This is a genomic window from Flavobacterium piscis (assembly GCF_001686925.1).
Taxonomy (GTDB): Bacteria; Bacteroidota; Bacteroidia; order Flavobacteriales; family Flavobacteriaceae; genus Flavobacterium; species Flavobacterium piscis.
Genome location: NZ_LVEN01000006.1, coordinates 22048 through 48593, shown reverse-complemented (window position 1 = coordinate 48593; position 26546 = coordinate 22048). Strand labels below are relative to the sequence as shown.

17 protein-coding genes are annotated in these 26546 nt (G+C 34.3%); 8 read left to right on the top strand and 9 right to left on the bottom strand.

The annotated features are described in order from the left end of the window. Positions 1-38: 38 nt before the first annotated feature. From FLP_RS04430 to FLP_RS04410, 5 genes are all read right to left on the bottom strand, one after another. A complete protein-coding gene (locus tag FLP_RS04430; protein WP_065448328.1) occupies positions 39-2513 on the bottom strand; it encodes a zinc-dependent metalloprotease in 2475 nt (824 codons plus the stop codon). Positions 2514-2687: 174 nt separating this feature from the next. Then, the gene (gene hemL, locus FLP_RS04425) at positions 2688-3974 is read right to left on the bottom strand and encodes a glutamate-1-semialdehyde 2,1-aminomutase (protein WP_065448327.1); all 1287 of its coding nucleotides are present in this window, start codon (positions 3972-3974) and stop codon (positions 2688-2690) included. A 127-nt stretch (positions 3975-4101) separates the two neighbouring features. Continuing rightward, on the bottom strand, positions 4102-4995 hold the full coding sequence (locus tag FLP_RS04420) for a glucosaminidase domain-containing protein (RefSeq protein ID WP_065448326.1): 894 nt from the start codon (positions 4993-4995) through the stop codon (positions 4102-4104). Further along, positions 4988-5884 (bottom strand): 1-aminocyclopropane-1-carboxylate deaminase/D-cysteine desulfhydrase, encoded by an 897-nt coding sequence (locus FLP_RS04415; protein WP_089477446.1) that lies wholly within the window; start codon positions 5882-5884, stop codon positions 4988-4990. The genes FLP_RS04420 and FLP_RS04415 overlap by 8 nt, the downstream gene beginning before the upstream one ends. Before the next feature lie 8 nt (positions 5885-5892). Next, positions 5893-6228: a hypothetical protein gene (locus FLP_RS04410; RefSeq protein WP_065448324.1), complete on the bottom strand. Its 336-nt coding sequence runs from the start codon at positions 6226-6228 to the stop codon at positions 5893-5895. Positions 6229-6338: 110 nt separating this feature from the next. On the opposite strand from FLP_RS04410, the gene FLP_RS04405 reads away from it, so the two are divergent. From FLP_RS04405 to ilvA, 5 genes are all read left to right on the top strand, one after another. Beyond that, complete coding sequence (locus FLP_RS04405) at positions 6339-6521, top strand: C1orf53 family protein (protein ID WP_059115986.1); 183 nt, start codon at positions 6339-6341, stop codon at positions 6519-6521. Between the two features lie 193 nt (positions 6522-6714). Beyond that, complete coding sequence (locus FLP_RS04400) at positions 6715-7689, top strand: 2-hydroxyacid dehydrogenase (RefSeq protein ID WP_065448323.1); 975 nt, start codon at positions 6715-6717, stop codon at positions 7687-7689. Positions 7690-8290: 601 nt separating this feature from the next. Then, the gene (locus tag FLP_RS04395) at positions 8291-10267 is read left to right on the top strand and encodes a urocanate hydratase (RefSeq protein WP_065448322.1); all 1977 of its coding nucleotides are present in this window, start codon (positions 8291-8293) and stop codon (positions 10265-10267) included. 49 nt (positions 10268-10316) lie between these two features. Next, positions 10317-10856, top strand: coding sequence for a DUF4136 domain-containing protein (locus FLP_RS04390; protein ID WP_065448321.1), 540 nt, complete (start codon positions 10317-10319; stop codon positions 10854-10856). A gap of 431 nt (positions 10857-11287) precedes the next feature. Then, positions 11288-12532, top strand: a complete 1245-nt coding sequence (ilvA, locus tag FLP_RS04385; protein WP_065448320.1) for a threonine ammonia-lyase IlvA — start codon at positions 11288-11290, stop codon at positions 12530-12532. Positions 12533-12595: 63 nt separating this feature from the next. Here ilvA and FLP_RS04380 read toward each other — a convergent pair whose 3' ends face one another. Further along, the gene (locus FLP_RS04380; protein ID WP_065448319.1) at positions 12596-14746 is read right to left on the bottom strand and encodes an RICIN domain-containing protein; all 2151 of its coding nucleotides are present in this window, start codon (positions 14744-14746) and stop codon (positions 12596-12598) included. A gap of 384 nt (positions 14747-15130) precedes the next feature. Here FLP_RS04380 and FLP_RS04375 point away from each other — a divergent pair, with 384 nt between their 5' ends. From FLP_RS04375 to FLP_RS04365, 3 genes are all read left to right on the top strand, one after another. Then, entirely contained in the window at positions 15131-15541 is a 411-nt protein-coding gene (locus tag FLP_RS04375) for a group III truncated hemoglobin (protein WP_065448318.1), read from the top strand. An 83-nt stretch (positions 15542-15624) separates the two neighbouring features. Next, positions 15625-16071, top strand: coding sequence for a hypothetical protein (locus FLP_RS04370; protein WP_065448381.1), 447 nt, complete (start codon positions 15625-15627; stop codon positions 16069-16071). A gap of 307 nt (positions 16072-16378) precedes the next feature. Continuing rightward, positions 16379-18133, top strand: coding sequence for an aromatic amino acid hydroxylase (locus tag FLP_RS04365; protein ID WP_065448317.1), 1755 nt, complete (start codon positions 16379-16381; stop codon positions 18131-18133). A 133-nt stretch (positions 18134-18266) separates the two neighbouring features. On the opposite strand, the gene FLP_RS04360 is transcribed toward FLP_RS04365, so the two are convergent. From FLP_RS04360 to FLP_RS04350, 3 genes are all read right to left on the bottom strand, one after another. Further along, positions 18267-18896: a DUF4230 domain-containing protein gene (locus tag FLP_RS04360; protein WP_065448316.1), complete on the bottom strand. Its 630-nt coding sequence runs from the start codon at positions 18894-18896 to the stop codon at positions 18267-18269. 221 nt (positions 18897-19117) lie between these two features. Beyond that, the gene (tamL, locus tag FLP_RS04355) at positions 19118-21436 is read right to left on the bottom strand and encodes a translocation and assembly module lipoprotein TamL (protein WP_065448315.1); all 2319 of its coding nucleotides are present in this window, start codon (positions 21434-21436) and stop codon (positions 19118-19120) included. Beyond that, the gene (locus FLP_RS04350) at positions 21420-26519 is read right to left on the bottom strand and encodes a translocation/assembly module TamB domain-containing protein (RefSeq protein ID WP_065448314.1); all 5100 of its coding nucleotides are present in this window, start codon (positions 26517-26519) and stop codon (positions 21420-21422) included. Before FLP_RS04350 ends, tamL begins: the two co-directional genes overlap by 17 nt. Between the last annotated feature and the right edge of the window lie 27 nt (positions 26520-26546).

Here is a 26546-nt window from a genome sequence, read left to right as displayed (position 1 = left end):
AGAGGCTTTTATAGCCTCTTTTTTGATTTTATACATTTTTATTTCGGATTTAAAATCAAATCGATTCGCTTGATACAATCCTCATAATGGTATTTTGTTTCTGTATTTACGGGTCTTGATTTTGCTGCTAAAAGTGTAGTTTTTAATGCAGTTAATTCGCCGCGAACCAAAGCCCTTACATCAGATTGTGCTACATTAAAATAAATTGCAGATCTGTCTGTTGGTTTAATTTCTTCGGTCATTAATGCACCCATTCTATCAATATAACCTCTTTGCAAATTTCTTCTGTATATTGTTACATTCGCTGGCGTGGCCGCTTCTTTCCAGATTCCTTTTCGGGTATCTTTTAATAAATCCAAAGCTTTATACGTATCTGCACCCAGGATTTCATTATCTATTAATCGACCAATACGGCCAATACTCAATAAATTATTTAAATGTCGTACCTGCAAAGCTCTAAATCTTTCTGTGTAACCGGCAACATCTGTATTCTTTAAAGTAGTTAGGTTTACGATCCAGGTTGGCGAAGCAAAAGCATTGTTTTGTAGCCAGTTCATTGCCTCTATTTGTTTTGCTTTTGGAACCACTTCATAAATGTTTCCGGATTGATTTGGCTTTTTAGTATTTTCATAAACTCCGCCAACATTCGTTACAACGTGACCTATATATCGGCTCCAGACATCCAGCATTTCTTTATACAATTCATCTAAATCTCCGTAATTATTGGTCACATTGCTTGTCCATTCGTGTAAATGTGCTGCAACATATTCCAGATTTTTCATTCCGTACGAACTTGCTTTCATCGAATTATTCCCAATATCTTCTGTTTGCGAAGTTGGGTCAAAAGCACTGCTTTGTTTTCCAAACTTAAAAACAGGATTTCCTGCTTTCTCTAAAATCCATTTGTCTAAAACCGAAACTTCATCTTCAGGAGACTTAGCATTCGGAATTACTCTGTATCCCCAATTCAAAGCATAATGATCGTATGCTCCCATTTTACGAATAAATCGAATATTTTTATCACCTGGCTGAGCGATATAATTAAAACGGGCATAATCCATAATACTTGCCGAGATTCCGTTTTCTTGCGTAAAATCTCCATTTCTGTAACTCTCAACATCATAAGCACAACTTGCACCCATATTATGAGGAAATCCTAAAGCGTGACCTACTTCATGAGCAATTACCATTCGCATCATTTCTCCCATTTCTTCATCACTGGTTTGTAAAGTTCTGGCGGAAGGATTTGCTGCTCCGGTTTCGAGCAAGTAGCGGTTCCTGTACGAACGCAAATGATTGTGATACCAGATAACATCACTTTCGATAATTTCTCCGGTTCTTGGGTCAGACACACTTGGACCAACGGCATTGCGGGTTGTACTGGCTACATAACGAATTACCGAATAGCGAATATCTTCCGGACTAAAATCAGGATCTTCCTCTTTTGTTGGAGCATCTTTGGCAATAATGGCATTTTTAAAACCGGCTGTTTCAAAAGGTTTTTGCCATTCTTCAATTCCTTGTTTAATATATTTTTTTAATTTTTCAGGCGTTGCAGGATCTAAATAATAAACAATTGGTTTTATAGGTTCAACCAATTCTCCTCTGTTATAAGCTTCGGGATCTTTAGGTTCTAATCTCCAGCGGCGAATGTATGTTTTAAGGTCAGATTTTAACTCATTACTTCCGTAATCGTATTGACTTACAGTAAACCATCCTACTCTGGAATCTGCTAATCTTGGTTTCATTGGCACTTCGGGCAATAAAACCATTGATTGATTCATCTGAATACTAATCGACTCTGTACCTTCTAACATTGATGGTTTCGAAGCATTATAAGTCATATCCTGAATTACTTCGATATTCATCGGGAAACTTTTAATGGTATTGATAAAACTTCTGGAATCATCCAATCCTTTTACTTTGTATGTTTCGCGCATTTCCGGAGATATTCCGCTAATGGCTTTTACATCTGAACTGTAAAATTTAGTAACATCAATAACTGTGTTCGCTGAGTCTTTACTAAAAGCTACAATATCAAAAGCAAACAATGTTGGCTCATAATTATTTGATTTAACCGAAATACTAATTGGTAAAGTATCATTGGCAACTGCATTATAAGATTTTGATTTGATGAGAATTTTATCCTGAAAACGCTGCCAGACTATTAATTGTTCGTTAGTTTCAGAACCGGCGTTTACATATCCCCCACCTAAATTGGAAGGCAATTTTGAAAGTCTGCTTACCAAAAGCATGTCTTTATCTAAATACTTATTTGGAATCTCGAAGTAGTATTTTTTATCGACTTTATGAACGGTAAAAAGTCCAGGATCAGAAACAGCATCTTTAGTAATAACTTTACCATATTCTTTAATTGCAGATTCTGATTTTTTCTCTGGTGAGGCAACTGCAGACTCTCCTTTTTTAGTGTCTTTCTTTTTAGATTGTGCAAATTGTTTAGTAGAAAGCAGTATAAAAACTGTCATTGTAATTAAAATGAAAAATTTCTTCATTTATTGTAGATTTAGTATTTATTTGATAAACAAAAATAATTTTTATTCTAAATATATGCAGGAAAACATGCTTATTAACTTTTCATTAACTAATTAAAAAGCGATACTAAAAAAGGTTCAACTTTAATTAAAAAGCTGAACCTTAACTGAAAAATGTCTTTTAGTTTTTAAGATTTAAAATGTCTTTGAAACTTTATCGATCGCATTAATGGTAAAATCTAAATCTTCATACGTTAATGCATCTGTAATAAACCAGGTTTCATATGCAGATGGTGCAATGTATACACCTTCGTTTAACAAACCGTGAAAAAATTTCTTAAATGTATCGTTATCTCCCTTTGCAGCTGTTTGAAAATCAACCACAGGATTAGCATCAAAATGTACCGAAATCATAGAACCTACTCTATTGATGGTAAAAGCAACATTATTCGCTTTTAAAACTTTATCAATTCCTGCTTCCAGATAAGCTGTTTTTTCTTCTAAACGGGTAAAAATTTCACGATCATTATCTAAAGCTTGCAACATCGCTAATCCGGCCGCCATCGCTAACGGATTTCCTGATAATGTTCCTGCCTGATAAACCGGGCCAAGAGGTGCCAAATAATTCATGATTTCTTCGCGTGCTGCAAAAGCACCAACAGGTAAACCTCCACCAATTACTTTCCCGAAAGTTACAATATCAGCATTGATATTATACAATTCCTGAACGCCACCACGAGCCAAACGGAAACCTGTCATTACCTCATCAAAAATTAGTAAAATTCCGTTTGCTGTACACAATTCTCTTAATCCTTCTAAGAAACCTTTTTGAGGCGGAATACAACCCATATTTCCGGCAACGGCTTCGATAATAATGGCAGCTATTTCTCCTTTATTCGCTTCGATTAAGGTCTTTACATTCTCTAAATCATTATATTTTGCTAACAAAGTATCTTTTGCAGTTCCTGCTGTAACTCCAGGACTATTAGGCGAACCAAAAGTTACGGCACCACTTCCGGCCTGAATCAAAAATGAATCCGAATGTCCGTGGTAGCAACCTGCAAATTTGATGATTTTATCTCTTTTCGTAAATCCGCGAGCCAGACGAATCGCGCTCATACAAGCTTCTGTACCTGAATTTACAAATCTTATTTTATCAATATTCGGAACCATAGAAACCGCCAAGGCGGCAATTTGGGTTTCCAATTCAGTTGGCATTCCAAATGAAGTCCCCAACTTTGCTTTTTCAATCACAGCATCAACAACTGGCTGATATGCATGGCCTAAAACCATTGGTCCCCATGAGTTGATATAATCTATTAATTTGTTTCCGTCCTCATCATACAAATAAGCACCTTTGGCACTTTTTACAAAAATAGGAGTTCCCCCAACCGCTTTAAAGGCTCTAACTGGTGAATTTACTCCTCCCGGAATTACTTTTTCTGCTTCAGCAAAAAGCTGACTACTTCTTTTATATAACATTTTTATATTTTAGATTTTAGAGTTCTGATTTTAGATTATAAACTGCGAACTCTATTTTAAAATTTGAATTTTAGATTTTTGAATACTTTCAAACTGAGACTGAAAACCGACAATGAAAACTAAAAACTTATTTCACTTTCAATCGCTGCCCAATAGAAATTGCATTGTCTGAAAGATTATTTTTTTGCTTTAAATCATCAACCAATACGTTGAATTTTTTTGAAATAGAATACAAGGTATCTCCTTTTTGAACTTCGTATAAATTTGGATCGTTCGAATTTGAATTTGAAGAAACCGGTTTTGTCGAACTTTTAGTTGAAGCAGCAACTGTTTTACTTATTGGAACATAATTTCTTCCGGTAATCAAACAATCATATTGATGCAGATTGTAACGCTCAATATAACTGATTAATTTATCAGGATAATTAGGATCTGTAGCGTAACCTGCAGCTCTTAATCCTTTTGCCCAGGATTTATAATCGTCTTTTTCGTAAGTAAACAGCTTTTCATATCGCTTTTTCCCAACCAAAAACAAAGCATGATCTTTGTAAGAATCTGCTGCTTGCGGATATTTTCTAAAACATTCCTGAGCAGAATCATCGTCATGACGCACACTTTCGCCCAGCCACTCTTTATGACATTTAATTCCGAAATGATTATTAGCATCAACAGCCAAATCTCCTTTTCCTGCGCCAGATTCTAATATTCCCTGAGCTAAAATAATACTCGCCGGAATTCCGTACGTTTTCATGTTTCCCATTGCAATATCCTTGTATTGCAAAACATAATTATTGATTAAATCGCTGGTGACAACAGTTTTTGAAGTAGATTGAATAACCTCAGTTGTATTATTTGTCGAAGGGTAATTTTTAACTGTTGGTTTAACAGGAGTACTTCTTTTGGTTGCCGCTGTCCTAGTTTGAACTGCTGCAGCTTTTTTGGTCGTCGCGATGGCAGGCTTACTAGATGAGCAGCTTGCTAAAGCTAATATTACGAGAAGTAATACAATTTTTTTAATCATTGTTCTTGAGTATTGGTAATTTTTTCTGCTTCAACTTTATATTCATTCCGTCAATTCCCTGCAATCCGCCGGTGTGAAGGAGTAAAATTTTTGAATGGTCAGGAAAATAATTTTTGCTGATTAAATCTATAACGCCAAAAACCATCTTTCCTGTATAAATTGGATCTAAGGGCACTTTTGTTTCTTTCAAAAAAGCATTAATAAATTCAACTAATTCTAAATTTATCTTGCCATAACCTCCAAAATGATAGTCAGAAATTAAATTCCAGTTATCTTGTTTGGCAAAAATACGAATTTCATCGGTTAAAAAGTTACCTTTTAACGCCGGAAACCCTAAAATTTTCTGATTTGGCAACGCACTATTGATCAATCCGGAAATGGTACCGCCTGTACCAACTGCACAGCAAACGTAATTAAAGTTGGTATCTTCACCTGTTAAAATCTCTTCACAGCCTTTTACAGCGAGTTCATTTGTACCGCCTTCCGCTACCAAATAAAAATCGCCAAACTTCTCTTTTAGTTTTTCAATAAAGGAAATTTCCGTTTTGTACCTATATTCTTCCCGGGTTACAAATTCAAATTGCATTCCGTTTTCCTGAGCGAATTTTAGAGTTGGATTTTCTTCAATTTTATCAAAAAGTTCATCGCCGCGAATAACACCAATTGTTTTAAAACCCTGTTCCTTCCCCGCATAAGCCACCGCGGCAATGTGGTTCGAAAAAGCTCCGCCAAAAGTTAGCAATGTTGCTTTATTTTCGGCTTTCGCCTGAAGTAAATTGTATTTTAATTTTCTTAATTTATTCCCTGAAATAAAAGGATGGTTGAGATCATCTCTTTTTATAGTCAGCGAAATATGATTAGGAAAACTGATATGAATTTCCTGATTCAAAATCTATTTTATTTTAAAGTTATGTAATTCAAAAAACCAAAAAAAGATCGGTTTTTCAAATAATTTAAATCCGTTTCATTTGCATAAGCTTCTCTTTCAAAACTTATATTTCTATAAGCCAAATCTTTATTTTTATATTGCAGTAACCTGATGGCATATTCTAAAATATAAAAGATATAAAAAGGTAAAATCAATAATTCTAATTGTTGTCTCAAATGAATTTTTTCATGATTAACAAAAACAGGATTATCTTTATCAAAATCATATTTTAAAATTACAAACGGAAATACAGCCATTCCGCGATATCCTTTCGGAATTAAATATTTAGCAACAATTAGAAACATTCGCTGTAAAATTTATAAATTTGTAGATAAAAAATGTTCGATTTCATTAAAATCACAATCAAATTCGTTTATTTGATTTTAGAAAAGAAACATCAACCCTATGCAGATTTATGAAAGAGCAAAGTAATGAAAATAAACTAATCGAAGGCGAAGATTTTTACTATACGCCCGAAGGTTATAAATGTTTTACCGAAAAACACCATTTAAAACGTGGTTATTGCTGCAAAAGTGGTTGCCGTCATTGTCCGTATGGATTTGATAAAAAAACAGGGCGAATAAACAAACCGTTATAACATTACGCAATTATTTTAACACATAGAAACATAGCCAATAGAAATGTAAAAAGGCGTTTCACTTTATCAAAATACACATAGCTATGTCAAAGAAACTAGTTCTTTTTTGCAATCTTTTAAAGCATAAAAAATCTATATTTCTATGTGTTTAATTTTTTTACAAATTACCCAACAGATCAAAAAATAATACAAAATGAAGGTTTTTATAAATAAAAATATACCAGAAGCAGGCATTTTATTACTTCAGGAAAAAGGCATTAGCATTACCGTAAATCCAACAGAAAATGTATTGTCAAGAAATGAGTTTATAAAAATCTGTCAGGAAAATGATGTTTTACTAAACGTTGGAGCCAATAATCTGGACGAAGATTTTTTTCAGCAATGTCCTAATTTAAAAGGAATCGCTTTATTTTCTGTCGGATTTGATGCTGTCAATATTCCATCGGCTAATAAAAGAAAAATTCCTGTTGGCAACACGCCTGATGTTTTAAGCAGAGCCACTTCGGATATTGCTTTTTTATTGATGCAAAGCGTTGCCCGAAAATCATTTTACAATCACAAAAAAATTATAAACGGAAAATGGGAAGGCTTTAATGCTTTAGAAAATTTAGGACAGGAACTCTACGGCAAAACATTAGGAATATTTGGTTTGGGAAGAATTGGCTTTGAAATGGCTCAGAAATGTAAAGCTGCATTTGGAATGAAAATCATTTATCACAATCGTTCTCATAATGAAAATGCCGAAAAAGAACTTGATGCTCAATATGTAGATTTTGAAACTTTACTTTCGCAAAGTGATGTTTTGAGCGTTCATTCGAATTATAGCGAAGAAAACAATGAACTTTTCAATAAAGATACTTTTGCTAAAATGAAATCCAATGCTATTTTTATCAATACAGCAAGAGGAAAATTTCATAATGAAGATGATTTGTTTTATGCCCTGACAAATAATATTATCTGGGGCGCCGGACTTGACGTTACCAATCCGGAACCTATGAAAAAAGACAATCCGTTATTATCATTGCCAAATTGTTGTATTTTGCCGCATATTGGTTCTGCAACATATGAAGCCCGAAATGCAATGGCTGTTTGTGCCGCACAAAATATAATAGCGCTTTCTGAAAATAAAAAAATGCCGTTTTGTGTTAATGAGGAGGTTTATTTTTAGACTTCTTAGATGTTAGATTTTTAGACTTCTTAGACTATTAAATCTTTTCGTTGCCTATAAAATCAAACAATTTCTAAAATCTGAACTCTAAAATCTAAAATTATATATGGATATTCTCTTGCGAAAATTTAGGATTAAAATCCACAAATCGTATCACAGGTCGGATATTCGTTATCCCTAGTTTAATTAGAAAATGTGGCAATATGGAAATTAGATAATTTAAATAAATTCCAAATTTTAAATTCCAAATTCCAATTGCATCAATTAATATTCCGCTCCTCTGGAGCTTTTATGAAATGACGCATATTGTTTTCTATAAATATTACGCCTTTCCAAGGCTAGGAAAACTCCATTAGGAGTGGCATATTTATAGAATAAAACATTCTCGCAACTTTGAGTTCCAGCGGGGCGATATAATTAAGTATAATAATTTCAGATGTTGAATTTTACGTTTACAAAAATCTAAAATCAACAATCTAAAATTTAAAATTTGATCTCCAGCGGAACAACATAGTAAAAAAAACAAAAATTAATCTGTTGTTCATTTAACTAAAATACCTTAGCGTCTTAGAATCTTAGCAACTTAGCATCTCTAAAAAAAATGACTTTTCAAGAACAAATACAACAAGGAATTCCATCAATATTACCGCCAAAGGCAACTTACGATTTAGCGATTAACCACGCTCCAAAACGAAAAGAAATTCTTTCGGCCGAAGAAAAAAAACTGGCTTTAAAAAATGCATTGCGCTATTTTGAACCAAAACATCACGCTGAATTAATTGCTGAATTTTCAGAAGAATTAGAAAAGTACGGTCGTATATATATGTATCGTTTACGTCCTGATTATAAAATGTACGCAAGACCAATTGACGAATATCCAGGAAAATCATTGCAGGCAAAAGCGATTATGCACATGATTCAAAACAATCTGGATTACGCTGTGGCGCAGCATCCGCATGAATTGATTACGTACGGCGGAAACGGAGCTGTTTTTCAAAACTGGGCACAGTATTTATTGACGATGCAGTATTTGTCTGAAATGACAGATGAACAAACGTTGACAATGTATTCCGGACATCCAATGGGATTATTTCCTTCGCACAAAGAAGCACCAAGAGTTGTCGTTACCAACGGTATGGTGATTCCGAATTACTCTAAACCGGACGATTGGGAAAAAATGAATGCATTGGGCGTTTCACAATACGGACAAATGACGGCGGGAAGTTATATGTATATTGGCCCGCAGGGAATTGTACACGGAACTACAATTACGGTTTTGAACGGTTTCAGAAAAATAAAACTAAATCCTGAAGGAAATTTATTCGTAACTTCAGGACTTGGAGGAATGTCTGGCGCACAGCCAAAAGCAGGAAATATTGCGGGTTGTATTACGGTCTGCGCCGAAGTGAATCCGAAGATTACCAAAATTCGCCACGAACAAGGCTGGATAAATGAAATCGTAACTTCGACAGAAGAATTGGTGAAGAGAGTCAATTCGGCGAAAGCCAACAAAGAAGTGGTTTCGATTGCCTATTTAGGAAATGTGGTGGATGTTTGGGAATGTTTCGATAAAGAAAATATCAAAATTGATTTAGGTTCAGACCAGACTTCATTGCATAATCCGTGGGCCGGCGGTTATTATCCCACTGGAATTTCGTTTGAAGAAGCGAATGAAATGATGGCCAATAATCCTGAATTATTCAAAGAAAAAGTACAGGAATCTTTACGTCGTCAAGCGAAAGCAATTAATAAACATACCGCAAAAGGAACTTACTTTTTCGATTACGGAAATGCCTTTTTATTGGAAGCTTCTCGTGCGGGAGCTGATGTAATGGCTGAAAATAATATCGATTTTAAATATCCAAGTTACGTTCAGGATATTATGGGGCCAATGTGTTTTGATTACGGTTTTGGTCCTTTCCGTTGGGTTTGTACTTCAGGAAAACCGGAAGATTTACAAAAAACAGATAACATCGCCAGTCAGGTGTTGGAAGAATTGGCAAAAACGGCTCCAAATGAAATTCAGCAGCAAATGCAGGATAATATTAAATGGATTAAGGGTGCACAGGAAAATAAATTAGTGGTTGGTTCTCAAGCCAGAATTCTTTATGCTGATGCTGAAGGACGAGTTAAGATTGCCGAAGCTTTTAACCAAGCCATTGCAAAAGGCGAAATTGGTACTGTTGTTTTGGGTCGTGATCATCATGACGTTTCAGGAACAGATTCTCCTTACAGAGAAACTTCAAACATTTATGACGGGTCCCGTTTTACAGCCGATATGGCCATTCAAAACGTGATTGGTGACAGCTTTAGAGGTGCAACCTGGGTGTCTATTCATAATGGCGGCGGAGTTGGCTGGGGAGAGGTTATAAACGGCGGATTTGGTATGGTTCTTGATGGTTCTAAAGAGGCTTCAAAGCGTTTAGCTTCAATGCTTTTCTGGGATGTGAATAACGGAATTTCAAGACGAAGCTGGGCTCGAAATGAAGGTGCTGTTTTTGCCATAAAAAGAGCAATGGAAGTTGAGCCGTTATTAAAAGTAACTTTACCTAATATGGTAGATGAAAATCTATTTTAGGAAAAGTTTCGTATTTAATTAAATCCAAGAACATTAAATTTTTAAACATATGAAAACATTCAAATTAGTACCCGTTTTTTTGCTTTTGATACTAGCCTCATGCAGCACGGTAAGTGTATATTCTGATTACGATAAAAACGTAGATTTTGCGCCTTATAAGACGTACGCTTTTTTTAAGCCCGGAATTGATAAGGTTGAAATTTCTGATTTGGATAAAAGACGTATCCTACATGCCATAGACGAAGAAATGCAGGCCAAAGGTTTTACAAAAAGCGAAAATCCTGATTTATTAGTAAACATTTTTACTAAATCGAGAGAACAAGTAAACGTAAACCAATTTAGCGCCGGATGGGGTTACGGTTGGGGTTGGGGATGGAATCCTTACATGATGTACGGAGGAAACCAAACTACGGTATCAACTTCTACAGAAGGAACTTTATTCATTGACTTAATCGATGCTAAAAAGAAAGAAATGATCTGGCAAGGTGAAGGAATTGGAACTTTAACCAAAAACATCGACAAAAAAGATGCTAGAGTAAAAGAAATTGTATCTAAGGTTTTAGCGCAATATCCTCCGGTTAAGAAATAATTAGTCGCAGTTTTCAGTCTCTCCCGATAGCTATCGGGATCAGTTTTTTATAAAAACTAAATAAAGTTGATGAGTAGTTCGCAAAATATTAATACATTTGCGATTCAATTATCTGAAATGAAAAACTTAAATATCATTATTATCTCTATTAACATTATTGCTATTCAGCATTAATGGTGAGGTATTATATAAATAAGTAAACAAAATACAATTTATTAAACCTCCCAAATCGGGAGGTTTTTTTATTTTATCAATTAAAAAACAACCACAAATTACACATATTTTCACAAATTATTTTCCTGTGTTTGAGTAAATAAATTAGCGGAAATTTGTGCAATTTGTGGTAAAAACAAAAACTATATTTTTCTAGCCGCAGATTAAAAATCTTTTTAAATCATTTAATCTGTGGCAAAAATTAAAAAACAAACAAAATGAATTTATTTAACGAAGTACTTGCTGCAAAAAAGCAACTCGAAAATGTAGTTGTCGCTACTCCACTCACTCAAAATTTGAATCTGTCAGACGAGTTTCAATCGACTATTTTATTGAAACGGGAAGATTTACAAATAGTGCGGTCGTACAAAATCAGAGGCGCTTATAACAAAATTTCGTCGTTGAATGAAAAAGAAAAAGCAACCGGAATTGTTTGTGCGAGTGCCGGAAATCATGCGCAGGGTGTCGCTTATTCATGCCATCTTTTGCAAATACAGGGCAAAATTTACATGCCAAAAACAACCCCAAAACAAAAGGTAAAACAAGTACAATTGTTTGGGAAATCTTTTGTAGAAATTGTGCTAACCGGAGACACTTTTGATGATGCCTATGCTTCTGCAATGGCAGACGCTATCAAAAACCATAAAATATTTATTCATCCTTTTGATGATGAAAAAGTAATTGCCGGCCAGGGAACTGTAGGATTAGAAATTCTGGAAAGCTACAAAGAACCAATAGATTATATTTTTGTTCCAATTGGCGGTGGCGGACTGGCTTCTGGCTTATCTGAAGTTTTTAGGCATTTGAGTCCGAACACTAAAATTATTGGAGTTGAACCAAAAGGTGCTCCTTCGATGAAAACCTCGATTGAAGAAAACAAAAATACAGCCTTAAAAACGATTGATAAATTTGTAGACGGTGCTGCTGTAAAACAAGTTGGTGATAAAACATTTGAAATCTGCCGTTATAATCTGGAAGATATTATTTTGGTTCCCGAAGGAAAAGTATGTACGACAATTTTGCGTTTGTATAACGAAGAAGCAATGGTTGTTGAACCTGCTGGTGCATTAACAATTGCTGCTTTGGATTTTTACAAGGATCAAATAAAAGGCAAAACAGTTGTTTGTGTAGTAAGCGGAAGCAATAATGATATCGAAAGAACTGCCGAAATAAAAGAGCGTTCTTTATTATATGAAGGTTTAATGCATTATTTTATGATTCAGTTTCCGCAGCGTCCGGGCGCTTTAAAAGAATTTGTGAATAATATTCTGGGACCTGATGATGACATCACTTATTTTCAGTTTGCAAAAAAAACAAGTCGCGAAATGGGTTCTGTTGTTGTTGGTTTAGAATTAAAAAACAAAAAAGATATTAAGGCAATTAAAATGAATATGACCAAAAATGGTTTCGAATTTCAATACTTAAATGACAATCAGGATTTGTTTACACAACTGATTGGATAAAACAAAAGGCTGTCTGAATTTAAAAATCAGACAGCCTTTTTCAAACCAAAATAAAATTGGTAATTATTTCTTTATCACTTTTTTAGAATACGTGCTTTTACTATCATTAACTTTAACTACATAAATCCCTTTTGGTAATTGCGAAATTTCTATTTCGGCTTCAGTACCAGTTGTAAAATCAACGCTTCTTTTTAAAACATTTTGACCGGAAGCATTGTAAACTTCAACTTGTCCTGAACCTGAATTTGGCGTATTAATTTTTAAATAGTTGTTTGTTACATTGATATAAAGAGAAAAATCAGATACGAGACTGGCCTCTTCTTCTACGGCAGCTTTCCTGGCTGCAGAAGCTTCAACCTGTACCAATTGCCATTGCTGATTCAATCCTCCTGTGTATGCCCAAACCTGAATATTGGCTCCATTCGCAGTAGAAACACTTTCGACATCCAATGATTTTCCGCTATTTACATTAATAATACTATAGTAACCTCCGCCAAGATTGTTTACTGTCCATTTAAATTCATTTGAAGACGAAAATGCTCTTTGCTGTACTTTTATTCCATCGGCAGTACTATTACTTTCCGGCGCCAAATACAATCCTGTCGATTTTACAATGATATAATAATTGCCGCTTCCGTCAGGAACAAACTTCCAACGTTGGTTACTTCCTCCTCCACCGGTAATATCATATTGCTGAATACGGCCTCCGCTTGTAGTCGAATTATCTGCAACGTCTAATCCTTTATTGCTGTTTCTTGAAATAATGTTGTAATATCCCGGAAAAGAAGATGATGGCGGCGATCCTGCAGACCAATTAAAAGTAACAGCTGATGATGCCGGAACTGTATAATTAAAAGCTGATGATCCTGAAACCACTTTTATGGTATTGGCTGATCCTGAATTGTAAACCACAAGTGCAATCGATCCGTCAGGATTTCTAAATCCAACTGTTTGAATTGTACCGCTACTACTTGAAGATGAAATCCTTACAGCGCCCGGTTTTACAAATTTCGAGATTTGACCAATAATATAATAAGCCACATTTTTAGTATAACTTGTACTATTATTTACTGTAACAGCTCCTAAACAAGTATTGCATCCTCCGGGAGTACGCGGCCCTAAACTTGGATTATTGGCGGCATTCCATTCCAAAACTGTTTTTGACCAGTTATTGGTACTTCCAATCACGACGTTTTGCATATGCCAGCCAAAATCTCCGCTAAAGCTTCCGCCTGAACCTGTATATTGTTCTGTAAAATAAACGTTTTTGTTTGTGGCATTTCGCACAGTTGACATGGCCGAAATGTTTCCTAAATACAAATGAAACGCTGCACCATCAACATAACTGCTGTTATTTAAAACATCGATAGGATAAGCTGTATTGTCGCAATTGTGATCAAAAGCGATGATTTTGATGTTTCCGTAACCAGCAGCTGCCATTTGAGGCCCAAGTTGCTGATTAATAAAATTCTTTTGTTCTGTAGAATTCATTAACATACTTGGTTCATTATGCGGATTCTCAGGTTCGTTTTGAGGTGTGATTCCCCAAATAGAAATTCCCTGCGCTTGCATTGCTGCAAAATACTTTACAAAATATCTTGCGTAGGCGGCGTAATATTGTGTTTGCAAACTTCCGCCAATCCAGGAATTATTAGTTTTCATCCAGCGTGGCGCTGACCACGAAGTAGCTAATATTTTTATGTTTGGATTGATAAGCTTAATCTTTTTTATAATGGGTATTAAATAGTTTAAATCTGGCCCGTTGAGACTGAAATTATTCATATTAACATCTCCTGAAGTTTCGTTATAACTATAAGAAGAACTGCTTAAATCAGAAGCCGCTATACTAATACGAACTACACTGGCGTTTAAGCCTGTAACAGGATTGTATAAATCGTTTAATAATTGGTTTTGCTGAGTCGCTGCCATTGCGCTTATTACTTCGCAGCTTCCTTCGGTAAGGGTATAGCCAAATCCGTCCATGGTTTGGTAGGTTGTTCCGGTATTTATTGTAATTGTAGAAGGATTAGTTCCTGAATTTGTCCCGAAACTTACTGTAGATTGCTGCTGTAATAATCTTGTCTGATCACCTGATGTGATAAAAGGTGTCACTGTTTGAGCATTTGTTTTGATAATAACGAAAAGCATTATAATAATGACCTGAGTCAGAATTGCTTTTACTCGATTTGTAGGTTTGTGAGTAGTTTTGTGCATTTTTTTTAAAGTTTTGTGGTTTTTAGATAGTTAATTTTCTCTCATTTTATTATGATTATTTTTATTAAAACGCATCTAAATTACATCAATCTTTCACGAAATCGATATAATTAAGACTTTACAAATACACATCATTTGTAAAAATTGCCTTAACAAAAACTTATCTTTTATTTTATCAAATACTTAAATATCAGTTATTTAAAACCTAAAAAAGCCACAAAACATTACTTTTACTTTTAATACATAAATAAACATTTTAAAATCAAGCTTTTAGATCATCTCCTAAATATTCTATCCTGTTATAAAATTTTCACAAATGATAAATCTTATAGAATAAACTTAGGGTTATAGCTTATTTTTGTGGTTGATATAATTACTAAAAATATGGAGACGCTTAAAGATATTTCGAACTTAGAAGACATTAAACAAATGGTGAACAGCTTTTATGCAAATGTTAGAAAAGACGAACTGATTGGTCCTATCTTTAATGATAAACTGCTAGATCGCTGGGAACCTCATCTGCAAAAAATGTACGGATTCTGGCAGACTATTTTATTTGATGTAAGAGCTTATTCGGGAACGCCTTTTCCGCCACACAAACAATTACCTGTAGATAAAACGCATTTTGATCGCTGGATTGCAATTTTTAATACCACAATCGATGCACAATTTGCCGGACCAATAACCGAAGAAGCTAAAATGCGTGCCGCAAATATGGCCTATATGTTCAGCCACAAAATTGACTATTTCAGAAATGCTGAAAACGAATTAAGAAATTCATCGGGTAAATCTTAAAAATATTACGAATAAAATTGCATACTATTTTAAATTAAATAATTTTGATTGATCCAAATACTATCAAAAACAATTTAATTAAAATGAAAAAAGTTATCCTGTTCTTTCTGATTTGTTTCTCTTTTTTTAATCATTTAAACGCACAGTCTCAAGCTCCGGTTTCTAATTTATATAAAGGAACTATTGATGGAAAAATTCCCATAACGCTCTATATTCAAACAGAAGAAAATCCTTGTACGGCCGATTTAATGTTTGCCTCAATGTATCGATACGATAAATCAAACAAATGGATTCAAATATATCCTACGCAGAATACAAAAGCTGAAAACGAATTTGTAATGGTGGAACATGGTTTCAGCGGCGTTTTGCTTGTAAAGAAGACAGGGAATACTTTTTCCGGTTTATGGATCAGCCCCGATACTAAAAAGCAGTTAAAAGTAGATCTAAAAGAAGCTTCAATGACAAAAAAAGAGATTGAAAACTACAAAAAAACAATGGAAAAAGTGAGTTTTGACAATAACGACTGCTAAAATTTTCATTTTTTTTATTAATGCTCCAAAATCTGTAAAATCAAAAGGACTCTAGCGTAAAAAAATAATATCTTTTGAAAACTAAAGCCCTATCCCTGATAGAAGCGGCATCCTTTTTCTGGCTTCTTTAGCCAGGAAAAGATATAGCGGATAGCAGGAAATAGCTCCTAAAACCTACAAAAGCTCTTTAGACAAACTTCACGAAAAATGCAATAATAAATCATTTCGCATAAAAAAATTGTAACAAATAACAAAAAATAGCGGTCATAATTCGTAATTTTACATTCTAAACTACAACGTTTTCGAAATGAATGCAAGTATTGAAACAAACCCGTTATTAGAGCGACTGCCTAAACATTTAAAGCAATTTATTAAACCTCAGGACTATAGTGATTACACTCCTATAAATCAAGCGGTTTGGCGTTATGTAATGCGTAAAAATGTAGATTATTTATCGAAAGTTGCGCATAGTTCCTATTTAGACGGTTTACGTAAAACGGGAATCGAAATTGATTCGATCCCGAGTATGTACGGAATGAACAGAATCCTGACCGAAATTGGCTGGGCTGCTGTTGCCGTTGACGGGTTTATTCCGCCTAATGCATTTATGGAGTTTCAGGCTTATAATGTTTTGGTTATTGCTTCAGACATTCGTCAGCTTGAACATATTGAATATACGCCAGCACCGGATATTATTCACGAAGGTGCCGGCCACGCTCCTATTATTGCCAATCCTGAATATGCTGAATATTTGAGACGTTTTGGCGAAATTGGCTGTAAAGCGATTTCTTCTCACAAAGATTATCAAATGTATGAAGCGATCAGATTGCTTTCGATTTTGAAGGAAGCTGAAGATACGCCGCAAGAAAAAATAGATGAAGCCGAAAAAGCGGTTTCTGATTTGCAAAATAATATGGGGGAATTGTCTGAAATGGCTCAAATTCGAAACCTGCATTGGTGGACAGTTGAATATGGTTTGATTGGAACTGTTGAAAACCCAAAAATATATGGGGCGGGATTATTATCTTCTATCGGAGAAAGTGCCTGGTGTATGACGGATAACGTAAAGAAAATTCCTTATGATATTTCTGCTGCCAACCAAAATTTTGATATTACGCAGTTACAACCTCAACTTTATGTAACGCCAAATTTCTCTTATTTAAGTTTGATTTTGGAAGAATTTGCGAATAAAATGGCTTTACGTACGGGAGGTCTTTCGGGGATTCAGAAGCTAATTCACTCGAATGCTTTAGGAACTATTGAATTGAGTACAGGTTTACAAATTTCCGGTGTTTTTACCAATGTTCTGGAAGAGGAAGGAAAGCCGGTTTACATTCAAACCACAGGAAAAACTGCTTTATCATACCGTGAAAAGGAACTAGTTGGCCACGGAACTTTGACGCATCCGGAAGGTTTTGGAAGTCCGATTGGGAAACTGAAAGGCTTTAATCTTGCGATTGAAGATATGAGTCCGAAGGATTTGCAGGCTTATTCTATTGTTGAAAATGAAACTGTAAAACTCGAATTTGAAGGCAATATTATAGTTGAAGGAGAAATCATAACCGGATCAAGAAACTTACATGGAGAAATTATCCTGATTAGTTTTAGAAATTGTACGGTAACGCATGGCGAAACAATTTTGTTTCAGCCTGAGTGGGGAAATTACGATATGGCAATTGGCAAAAAAGTGGTTTCTGCTTTTTCCGGTCCAGCCGATGTAAATAGTTTTGATTTGATTAATTCTGTTCCAAAAACAACTACTATTAAAGCCAAACATTCTGACGAACGTGATGATCTTGAGGTTTTATATGCTACAGTTCGAAATATCCGAAATAACGATAGCAATAAAACAGAACTTCAATTAATATTTAATCAATTAAAAAATAATCACCCAAATGATTGGCTTTTAGCTGTTGAGATTGCAGAACTTTTAACGGATGCTTTAACACCTCTTTTACATGAAGTAATAGTTTATTTATCTCAATTGAAAGAAAGACGTCCAGAAGTGGCACATTTAATTTCAGGTGGATTGGATTTAATTTTCGATAAAAAAGCAGTTTAATTTATTGCTCGCGGATTTTAGAGATTTAGACTTATGAACGCAGATTTTTTTTAACGTCAGAAGTTTTTTCTACAATCTTGTCATTACTTTAATAAACTTAGTGTCTTAGTGCCTTTGTGGCAAATACGGCAAATCACAACTTCAAATCTTCATTAAAATCTTTATCAGATTCGATTGTTTTTCCTTCGTATTGCAATTTCCATCCCATTGAATTGGTTAGAATAAGAATCTTAGACAATTCGCTGATTAATCTGTTTTGAGCGTTGGTTTTTAGGGTAGATTTCTCGATTTTTTTGGCGAGATTCGCTTTTACCGACTTGTTGATTTTATTGTAATCTTCTCCGGTAAAAGGATTCAGTTTGCTTTGTTCAACATCATAAAACTGAATATCAGGATTGATAGTTATTTCTTCTTTTGGGATATTAAGAATGGTGATCGTTTTATTTTTTTCATCAATATCGTATTTCATTTTATGCAAATCGTAGGCTACGGTAACATTTGCATTTACGACAACAAGCGCTTTCTTCTCAAACGAAACCATATCCATCAAATATTTCTGTTGATTTTTATAGGTGATGACTTCTGAAAAATGTCCTTCGGTAACGACCAGTTTACCAACATTAAGGATTTGCTGCTGAATAAGATTGGTATTATAATCAATGCTAGAATCGTCGTCTTTTTTGAATTCGCAATATTTGAAACCCAATACTATTATAAGTACGAGCGCAGCTAAAACTATTATTCTCTTTATTAAATTTTGCATTCTGTAATTTTATTAGACCAATTTACTTCTTTTTTCTAAGAGGCTAAAAGTTTTTTTTCTTACTAAGTTTTTTCGCCACGAATTTCACAAATTTTCACTAATGCCTTGTCTAAAATTTATTAATGAAGTTACTTTAAAATTCGTGAAATTGAATAGTATACGCAAAGTATTAGTGTAAATTCGTGAAATTCGTGGCAAAAAAAAGATAGCACCAAAAAAATTTAGAACGGATATCCAATTGCGATATTTAAAATTAGATTGTCTTTTCTCCACGGCCCGCTTCCAAAATTAATATCATCGATAACCCATCTTTGACCATCTGGTAAATCAGGTCTTCGCAATGGAAAAGCTAAATCGGTTCTTAATACCAGGAAAGATAAATCAAAACGCAATCCGGCTCCGGCACCAACGGCAATATCTTTCATAAAATCTTTGGTAATTTGTCCGCCAGGTTTATTTGGATCAGCGTTTAGCAACCAGACATTTCCTGCGTCTACAAACAAAGCTCCGCGAACGATACTAAAAAGTTTTGCTCTATATTCTGTACTAAATTCCAGTTTTAAATCTCCGGACTGATCCGGCAAATATGAATTGTCTGTTATCGTATTTACATAACTTCCCGGTCCAAGAGATCTGGCCCTAAAGGCACGAATACTATTGGTTCCTCCTACTACAAATTGCTTTGATGTTGGTAATACACCTGAATTTCCGTACGGAAGTCCGGCACCAATAATGATCCTGCTGGCCCATTCACTTTCCTTGCTTAATTTTAAATAATGCCTGAAATCAGCTTTCAATTTTACAAACTGACTGAACGGAACATCGAAGATTTTTATCGTATCGTTCTTTCTGACATTTGCACCCGTTGCCAAGCCTGTAATGTTTCCTGCCAAATCTAATTCTCCATTAAAATAGAAAGTATTTTTTTTACGTTTTTGCATCGTATTGGTATATGTATACGAATACGTTGGACCAAAAATCAATTGCTTCTCGATAACTCTTCCTAAAGATGCATCTTCTTCAATATCCTGACGATATTCTGCAGTTACATTATTTGGGCTTACATACGTAACATCAATAATATTCAATTGATGCTCTTTTCTAACATTCTCTTTCCATTGGTAACCAAAAGAGGTTTTAAAGGAATTCAACGCGTACAATTGCGTTCGGTTTTGATATTCGTATCGCACAGTTGCTTTTGTTCTTGGCACATATTCGCTATTGCCTTCGACATGAAAAAACGGAACAATAAATCTAGGCCATGTCAAACTGGTTTCTGTTCCCAGTTTGTATATATTTTTTCCGTTATTGGTTCCTGAAAGCTGAAAATCAGCTCCTCCAAAAACAGATACCGTAAGCAATTCTGCACCACGAAATAAGTTTCGGTTGTTCCAGTTTACATTCACTTCTGTTCCTGTATAACTTGCTGAATTTGTTTTTCCTAAAACTTCTACACGAATAAATTTCTTAGGCAAAAGCGTTAAGTAATAATAAGAATCTAATGCATTTTTTATACTGTCTGATGGTTTAAATTCATTTTTTACAAAGCTAAAAGTCCCCAGATTTACGAAACGGTTCAAAGTAAGATTATGATCTTTCCTGTTGTACAAATCTCCTTTTTTGAAATAAATGGCCCTGTCAAAAACTCTGGGCTTAAACGTATTTGCCGTATCAATAATGGTAAAATCCTTGTATTGAAGAATGTCTTTCTGAGTGTATTTTACACTGTCTTTTGAAACTGTAAAATTAGGATATACTACAATTTTATTAATCTTATACGCCGTTAAAGCTTTTGGCGGTGCATCGGCTTTTATTACCAGTCTTATTTTTACTTCATGATCGCCTTTACTGCTGTCTACCTGAGCCAGAATATAATCGGGATTAAAGTAATAGTATCCTTTTTCTTTAAGCCTTGCATCTATTCTTTCTCTTTCTGCTTTTATAATATCCAGATCATAGGGTTTTCCAACTTTCAATAAACTTCTTCGGCTTGATCTTCCTATTATTCTTGACATCGCCAGAGAATCATCCGGAAAAATTACACTTTTTATAATGTATTGTTTTTTGGGCGTAACGGTATATTCTGCTGTTACTCTTTTGTTACTTACAGTCGAATCTGCACTGACACGGGTTTTAAAATAACCGCGATTTTCAGTAAAATTTCTTAAAACCGATGCATTATAATCTAAATCGACTTTACTGAAAAGTACCGGCGGTTCGCCAACTTTAGTACGCAGCCAATATCGAATTCCTTTTTGTTTTTTGGGTTGACCGGCAATATTGTAAATCCATAATTTAGGGCGTAATCCTAAAAATTGTTTATTGGGTTTTGGACGTAATAAATCCTCCAGTTCATTCTCCAGTGCCTTTCTGTCTTTCTTTTTTATAATAGAATCTTTTACTGTCACAGAACCTCCTGTGTACAATAAATCTCCTTCAGGCAAATATTTTGTATTGCTGCATCCAAAAACAAAAAATAAGGATAGCGCTATAAAATACTTTACATATCGAATGTTCAGATTGCTATGTCTTTTGCTCATTTCCTTCAATTTTATTTTCTTCGTTTTCTTCTTTTTTCTTCTTTTCTTTTTCTTTCTGTTTTCTTTTTTCGTTGCGCAATTTCTCTTCTTTTATCATTTCCTTTTCGGCTGCACTACGATGAAAAAGCTCTCTGAATTTATTGTAGCTCATGGTAATGATAAAAGCAACTCCGGTCTCAACCACCTGCCCTTCTACCGCAACCTGATATTCATTTTTTCGATAAGCACGAACCATATAACGTCCGTCCTTTGTAAGCTGATAATCTAAAGCTACATCGCCCGCAATGTTAGTGCTTTCTTCATTGGCGCGCTCCTGTCCTTCAACTGCAAAACTGCTTCCTACGGTTACTTTTAACCTGTCGTTTAACAGTTTTTTAGAAACCCCAACATTTAAGTCGGTTCTGTTTTCTCTCGTTCCTGTGGTATAATCATCTGTTGATTCTAAGTCAAATTCAAGCTGAACTCCGGTAATTAATTCTCCTGCCAGATCATTTAATTGTTGCGAAAGTATTTTACTCACACTTTGTCTCGCTAAGGATTCTGCGCTGGTTCCGCCGCTTTCGCTTGCAAACGGGTTTTCTCCTATGAATCTATTCAATAATAATAGCGCAAAAACCTGTTTGTTTAATTCTGCCGGTTCTTGTCGCAATTGCTCTAGTTTTGTTTGTGTAAGCGATACCACATCTGTAGAAACATCATAATTTCCGTCCGGAAGTACGATATCAAAAGTAATTTCCGGTTTTAAAAGTTCGCCATTCATTTTCAATAATGTCTGAAACGGAATTTTTTGCTTGTAAGTGTTTCTAACCGTCGGATTGTCTGTAGGCAATTGATTCCCAAGTAAATCTATAGGTGCTGTTTCTACTTTATAAATAGCTGTAATATTCAGACTAGCCATGGTTGGTTCTCCGTTCCAGGTAATCGAACTTCCTTTTTGAATATCAAATTTGCGTCGGATCATGTTGAAATTCATTTCGTATGCTCCTTCAGAAAACTCGTATTTACCAGTTAAGGTTGTTTTACCTGACGGATCAATTCCTCCAGTTAACTGTGCCTCGCCTTTTAGGTTCAGGTAATCCCCGTTTCCTTTGTCGATCACCAATGTCAGTTCGGCTTCCTTGTCGATTGCAATTTCAACGCTCACATCCATACCAATCAGCTGAGATTGATTTAACTGATTTTCCATTGCAATAGTTTGTTTCAGATACATATTATCTTCATCAACAAACTCTACAATACCCTCACGATCTGCAATCGAAGGATCTGATTGTGGTAAAACAACCGTAAATTTAGTGTCTTTGTTGATGTTGATGTTTCCGCCAATAACCGGATTTGCAAGAGTTCCTTTAATATTTAGTTTCGTATCTAAAATCAAATCTCCGTAAAACAAATCGTTATCCACTTCTTTAGAATGTATCGCTCTAAAATCATCTGCAACAACTGTTAATCCGAAATCGAAGTTAGTATAATCCGCTGATTTTATCGTTCCGTTGATCGTTAATTCATTGTCATTTTCATCATGAAAAGTAAATTTATCAAACGTAATTACATCATTGTGAAGCGTGATTTTTTCGTTTTGGGTTTTAAAGAATGAATTCAGTTTCGTCACTCTGAAACCTGTTTCTTTAAAATTCAGTTCTCCATTTACTTTTGGCGCACTGGCATTTCCGGTAATTTTGAAATTTCCTGCTAAATATCCTGTGCCTTCCTTTATATTACCCATACTGAAACCCTGAATACTTTTGATATTCAGTTTCTTTAAATTCAGGTCAAAATCAAGATTTCCGTCATCAATTTTATAATTCCCGTTCAGGTTTACATCATTATCCTGTCCGGTAACCGTAACATTTGCTGCCAGTAAATTATTCGTTTTGTTATCTACTTTTATCGTAATATCACCAACAGGTTCTCCTCTAAAAGCAAACTGATCTACTTTTAAATCTGATGTAAAAGTAGGTTTGGTCATTACATTTTCGACCACTGCATTTCCGTTAATCAAACCTTGCATCAAAATTTCATCTTTTTTTACGATGTTCATAATCGTCTCAATTTTGAAATTTACAAATTCAACTTTTAATGGTGCATTATCCTGCTCTCCCTGAGATTGTATTTTTAATTCATTACCTGAATTGGCTAAATAAAATTTATTGATATACAATCTTTTGCCTCCAAATTCAATGGCATTTTCAGGATCAATATTCCATTTATCATAATTCAGTATAAAATTTTCTGCATCGATTTTAAAAATGTTTTTAGAATCTTCTGTTTTAAATTCTCCGGCGATAAAATACTGTTGTTTGTCTTTTACATCTTTTACTTCAAGCGCATACGTCAGAAGATTATTTTCTACTTTTCCTGATAAACTTGTAAACGGAATTTTTAAAGAACCACTTTCAATTGTTGCTACAGAAACCATATATTCCAAAGCATTTTCTTTAGCTTCTATATTTATTTTTCCGTCAGCAATAGTATTATCCGCATATACAATTCTTGGGATAGTTCCTTTTACTTCTAATGAATCGGTTACATTATTGTATTTTCCTGTAATGTTGATAGGTTCTAAACCTGTCAATTTGGGAACCAGTTTAAAAAGTATCGGATCATTATCTATTTTTAAAGTAAAGGCCAAACGCTGTTCATCTGATTCTCCGTTTACTTTCGGATTTTTTAAATCGATGTATTTCGATAATGATTTTTTTATGGCAGATGCTAATGTCGTCAGTTTGTATTTTCCATCTACTTCGGCTTTTAAGAACTGAGAAGATATCTTAATATTATTTCGCGTATTATCAGCAAAAGCAATTATGCGCATAGAATCCAGAACAATTGGTTCTGCGGCTTGCAAAACCTGAACGTTCGAAAGAAACACTTTTCCGTTCAAAAAATCAGGATTACTGTTGGCAATATCTGCATCGATATTACCACGCAATTTCATTGGTCCTGCATGAAGATTCAGTTTCTCTAAATCAGCAATATCAAGGTTTAATTTTAATTTTATCGACGGATATTTATCTTTTGTATCTCCGTTTGCTACCAGATCAAAATGCAAATTAGGATCTTTCATTCCTGATTTTACAGCAAATGATCCATTGGCAATATTTCCTTTTAATGCTAAATCTTTATAAGTATATCTATTGAAAACGGCTTTCTGAACCAATCCGTCAAATTGTGCACGAGCGGTTTTTGGGTCTAAACCATTTCCTTTAACTTTCGCTTTAAGCGTAATTTTCCCAATTGAATCGTTTTTGATTAATCTTCCTACATCGAAATTCAATAAATAAACCGTTGCGTCGTATTTCTCTTTTTTCTTAACGCGCTGATCAAATAAACCATCGACTTTCGCATTTCCGAAACTACTGTTTAAAGCCAGATTGGTTTTGAAATTTTGAACAGAACCTTTAAATTTTCCCTGTAAATTCAATTGTGAAGGCAACTGAATATTCTTAGGAATTGTTCCTGCTGGCACAAACGAATAAATATCTTTAGAAGTACTTGATACTTTCTTGATATCCAAATCGTAATAAGCTTTTTGAGCATCCGGCAATCCTTTGATTTTCCCCGTAAGGGAAACTTTTGTAGATCCTATTCCGCTCATTTCGAATTGCGGGATATTCAGGTCTTTTATTTTTCCGCTTAAGCGTGTATTCACATACAAAATCGCATTTGGATTGCTTTTAAACGGATTTGTCTTTTGTAAATCTGGAACAAAAAGTAAAATATCTTTGAATCCAATTTTCGACTGATTTAGATTTGCATCCAGAGAAAGATTTCCTAAATCTTTAGAAATCGTGGCAATCGAAGAATACTGCACTTTAACTTTATTTTGAAGTAAAGTTTGAGGCGTTTTTAAATACAAATCATTCAAATACGCATTTTTAGGTCCGTAAAAGAAATTGGTTTTTAAAGACTGAATCTGTAATCCGCTTTTATCATTTGCAGTTAAAGCTTTTATATTTCCGGAGATAGTATCGTTTCCGTAATATAATTTTTCTGCTTTAAGATTTAGTTTATTCAAATCCAAATGACTGTAATCAATTCCTTTTAAGACTGGTTTCGATTGCATATCATCAAATTTGAAAGCAACATCCTGTATATCGATATCGTTCAGTTTTACCTTCCATCCTGCTTGTTTAATAGCAGTTGAATCTAAACTGGGCGTTTTAATTTGTTTGTCTTTTGTTCCTAATCTTAGGTTTCCTTTTAAATTTTTAAGTTGGAAAGTATCGAAATCTAAAAGCTGATTGTTCAGATCTATTTTGTTTACTGACAAATCAAGATTACCGAGTTTTATCCCTGAATCTAATTTTGAATCTTTATTATCGTACGCAATATCAATTTTAGACAAACTGATTTTGCCTAATTTCAAATTGAAATCTTTTCTTTTCGAAATAGTATCAACGGTTTCTACAGAAACTTCCGCAATTTTTTCTACAGCATCCTGATCTAAAACCAATTTTAATCCGTCTAATTTAATGTTCGGAATATCAAAATTCATTTTATCTAAATCAAATTCCTTGAATTTGGTATCAAAATGGGTTAGATTGACCTTGACATCATTCTTAGAAAAATCATCTTTAAAATTGAATTTGACATTATCCAGATTCACTTTTACAACTGATATTTTGAATGGTTTAGCATCAGGATCTTCTACTTTCGGTTCTTTAGATTCAAATGCTTTTATGATATAATCGAAGTTAAAAACGCCGGCTTTATTTCTTGAAATATTGGCCGTGACATTTTCAAGCGAAACTGAATTGATTTCTAATTCGCTGCTTACTAATTTAAATAAATCAACATCGACTTCTAAACGTTTACCTGCCAGTAAAGTATCTTTTTTTTGATCTTCAAAATAAAAACCTTCAAGAACTACATCTTTCGGGAATTTAATCGAAATATGATCTAATGAAACTTTGGTTTTAATCTTATTATGAAGATAAGTGATGGCTTTGTCCTTTGCATAATTTTGGATAGAAGGAACCTGAATTAAAACAATTAAAAGTAATAAAAGTGCAATGATAGTAACCACGCACCATAGAAGTATACGTAGTGTTTTTTTAAGAAAATGAATGGGTTTCTTATTCATACGTCAATAAAACACGATTAGATTAAA

Coding starts and splice junctions, on each gene's coding strand:
- FLP_RS04395 (WP_065448322.1), top strand. CDS start 8,291: ATGACTTTTCAAGAACAAATACAACAAGGAATTCCATCAATATTACCG.
- FLP_RS04375 (WP_065448318.1), top strand. CDS start 15,131: ATGGAGACGCTTAAAGATATTTCGAACTTAGAAGACATTAAACAAATG.
- hemL (WP_065448327.1), bottom strand. CDS start 3,974: ATGTTATATAAAAGAAGTAGTCAGCTTTTTGCTGAAGCAGAAAAAGTA.
- FLP_RS04420 (WP_065448326.1), bottom strand. CDS start 4,995: ATGATTAAAAAAATTGTATTACTTCTCGTAATATTAGCTTTAGCAAGC.
- FLP_RS04405 (WP_059115986.1), top strand. CDS start 6,339: ATGAAAGAGCAAAGTAATGAAAATAAACTAATCGAAGGCGAAGATTTT.
- FLP_RS04400 (WP_065448323.1), top strand. CDS start 6,715: ATGAAGGTTTTTATAAATAAAAATATACCAGAAGCAGGCATTTTATTA.
- FLP_RS04380 (WP_065448319.1), bottom strand. CDS start 14,746: ATGCACAAAACTACTCACAAACCTACAAATCGAGTAAAAGCAATTCTG.
- tamL (WP_065448315.1), bottom strand. CDS start 21,436: ATGAGCAAAAGACATAGCAATCTGAACATTCGATATGTAAAGTATTTT.
- FLP_RS04350 (WP_065448314.1), bottom strand. CDS start 26,519: ATGAATAAGAAACCCATTCATTTTCTTAAAAAAACACTACGTATACTT.
- ilvA (WP_065448320.1), top strand. CDS start 11,288: ATGAATTTATTTAACGAAGTACTTGCTGCAAAAAAGCAACTCGAAAAT.
- FLP_RS04370 (WP_065448381.1), top strand. CDS start 15,625: ATGAAAAAAGTTATCCTGTTCTTTCTGATTTGTTTCTCTTTTTTTAAT.
- FLP_RS04390 (WP_065448321.1), top strand. CDS start 10,317: ATGAAAACATTCAAATTAGTACCCGTTTTTTTGCTTTTGATACTAGCC.
- FLP_RS04430 (WP_065448328.1), bottom strand. CDS start 2,513: ATGAAGAAATTTTTCATTTTAATTACAATGACAGTTTTTATACTGCTT.
- FLP_RS04360 (WP_065448316.1), bottom strand. CDS start 18,896: ATGCAAAATTTAATAAAGAGAATAATAGTTTTAGCTGCGCTCGTACTT.
- FLP_RS04410 (WP_065448324.1), bottom strand. CDS start 6,228: ATGTTTCTAATTGTTGCTAAATATTTAATTCCGAAAGGATATCGCGGA.
- FLP_RS04365 (WP_065448317.1), top strand. CDS start 16,379: ATGAATGCAAGTATTGAAACAAACCCGTTATTAGAGCGACTGCCTAAA.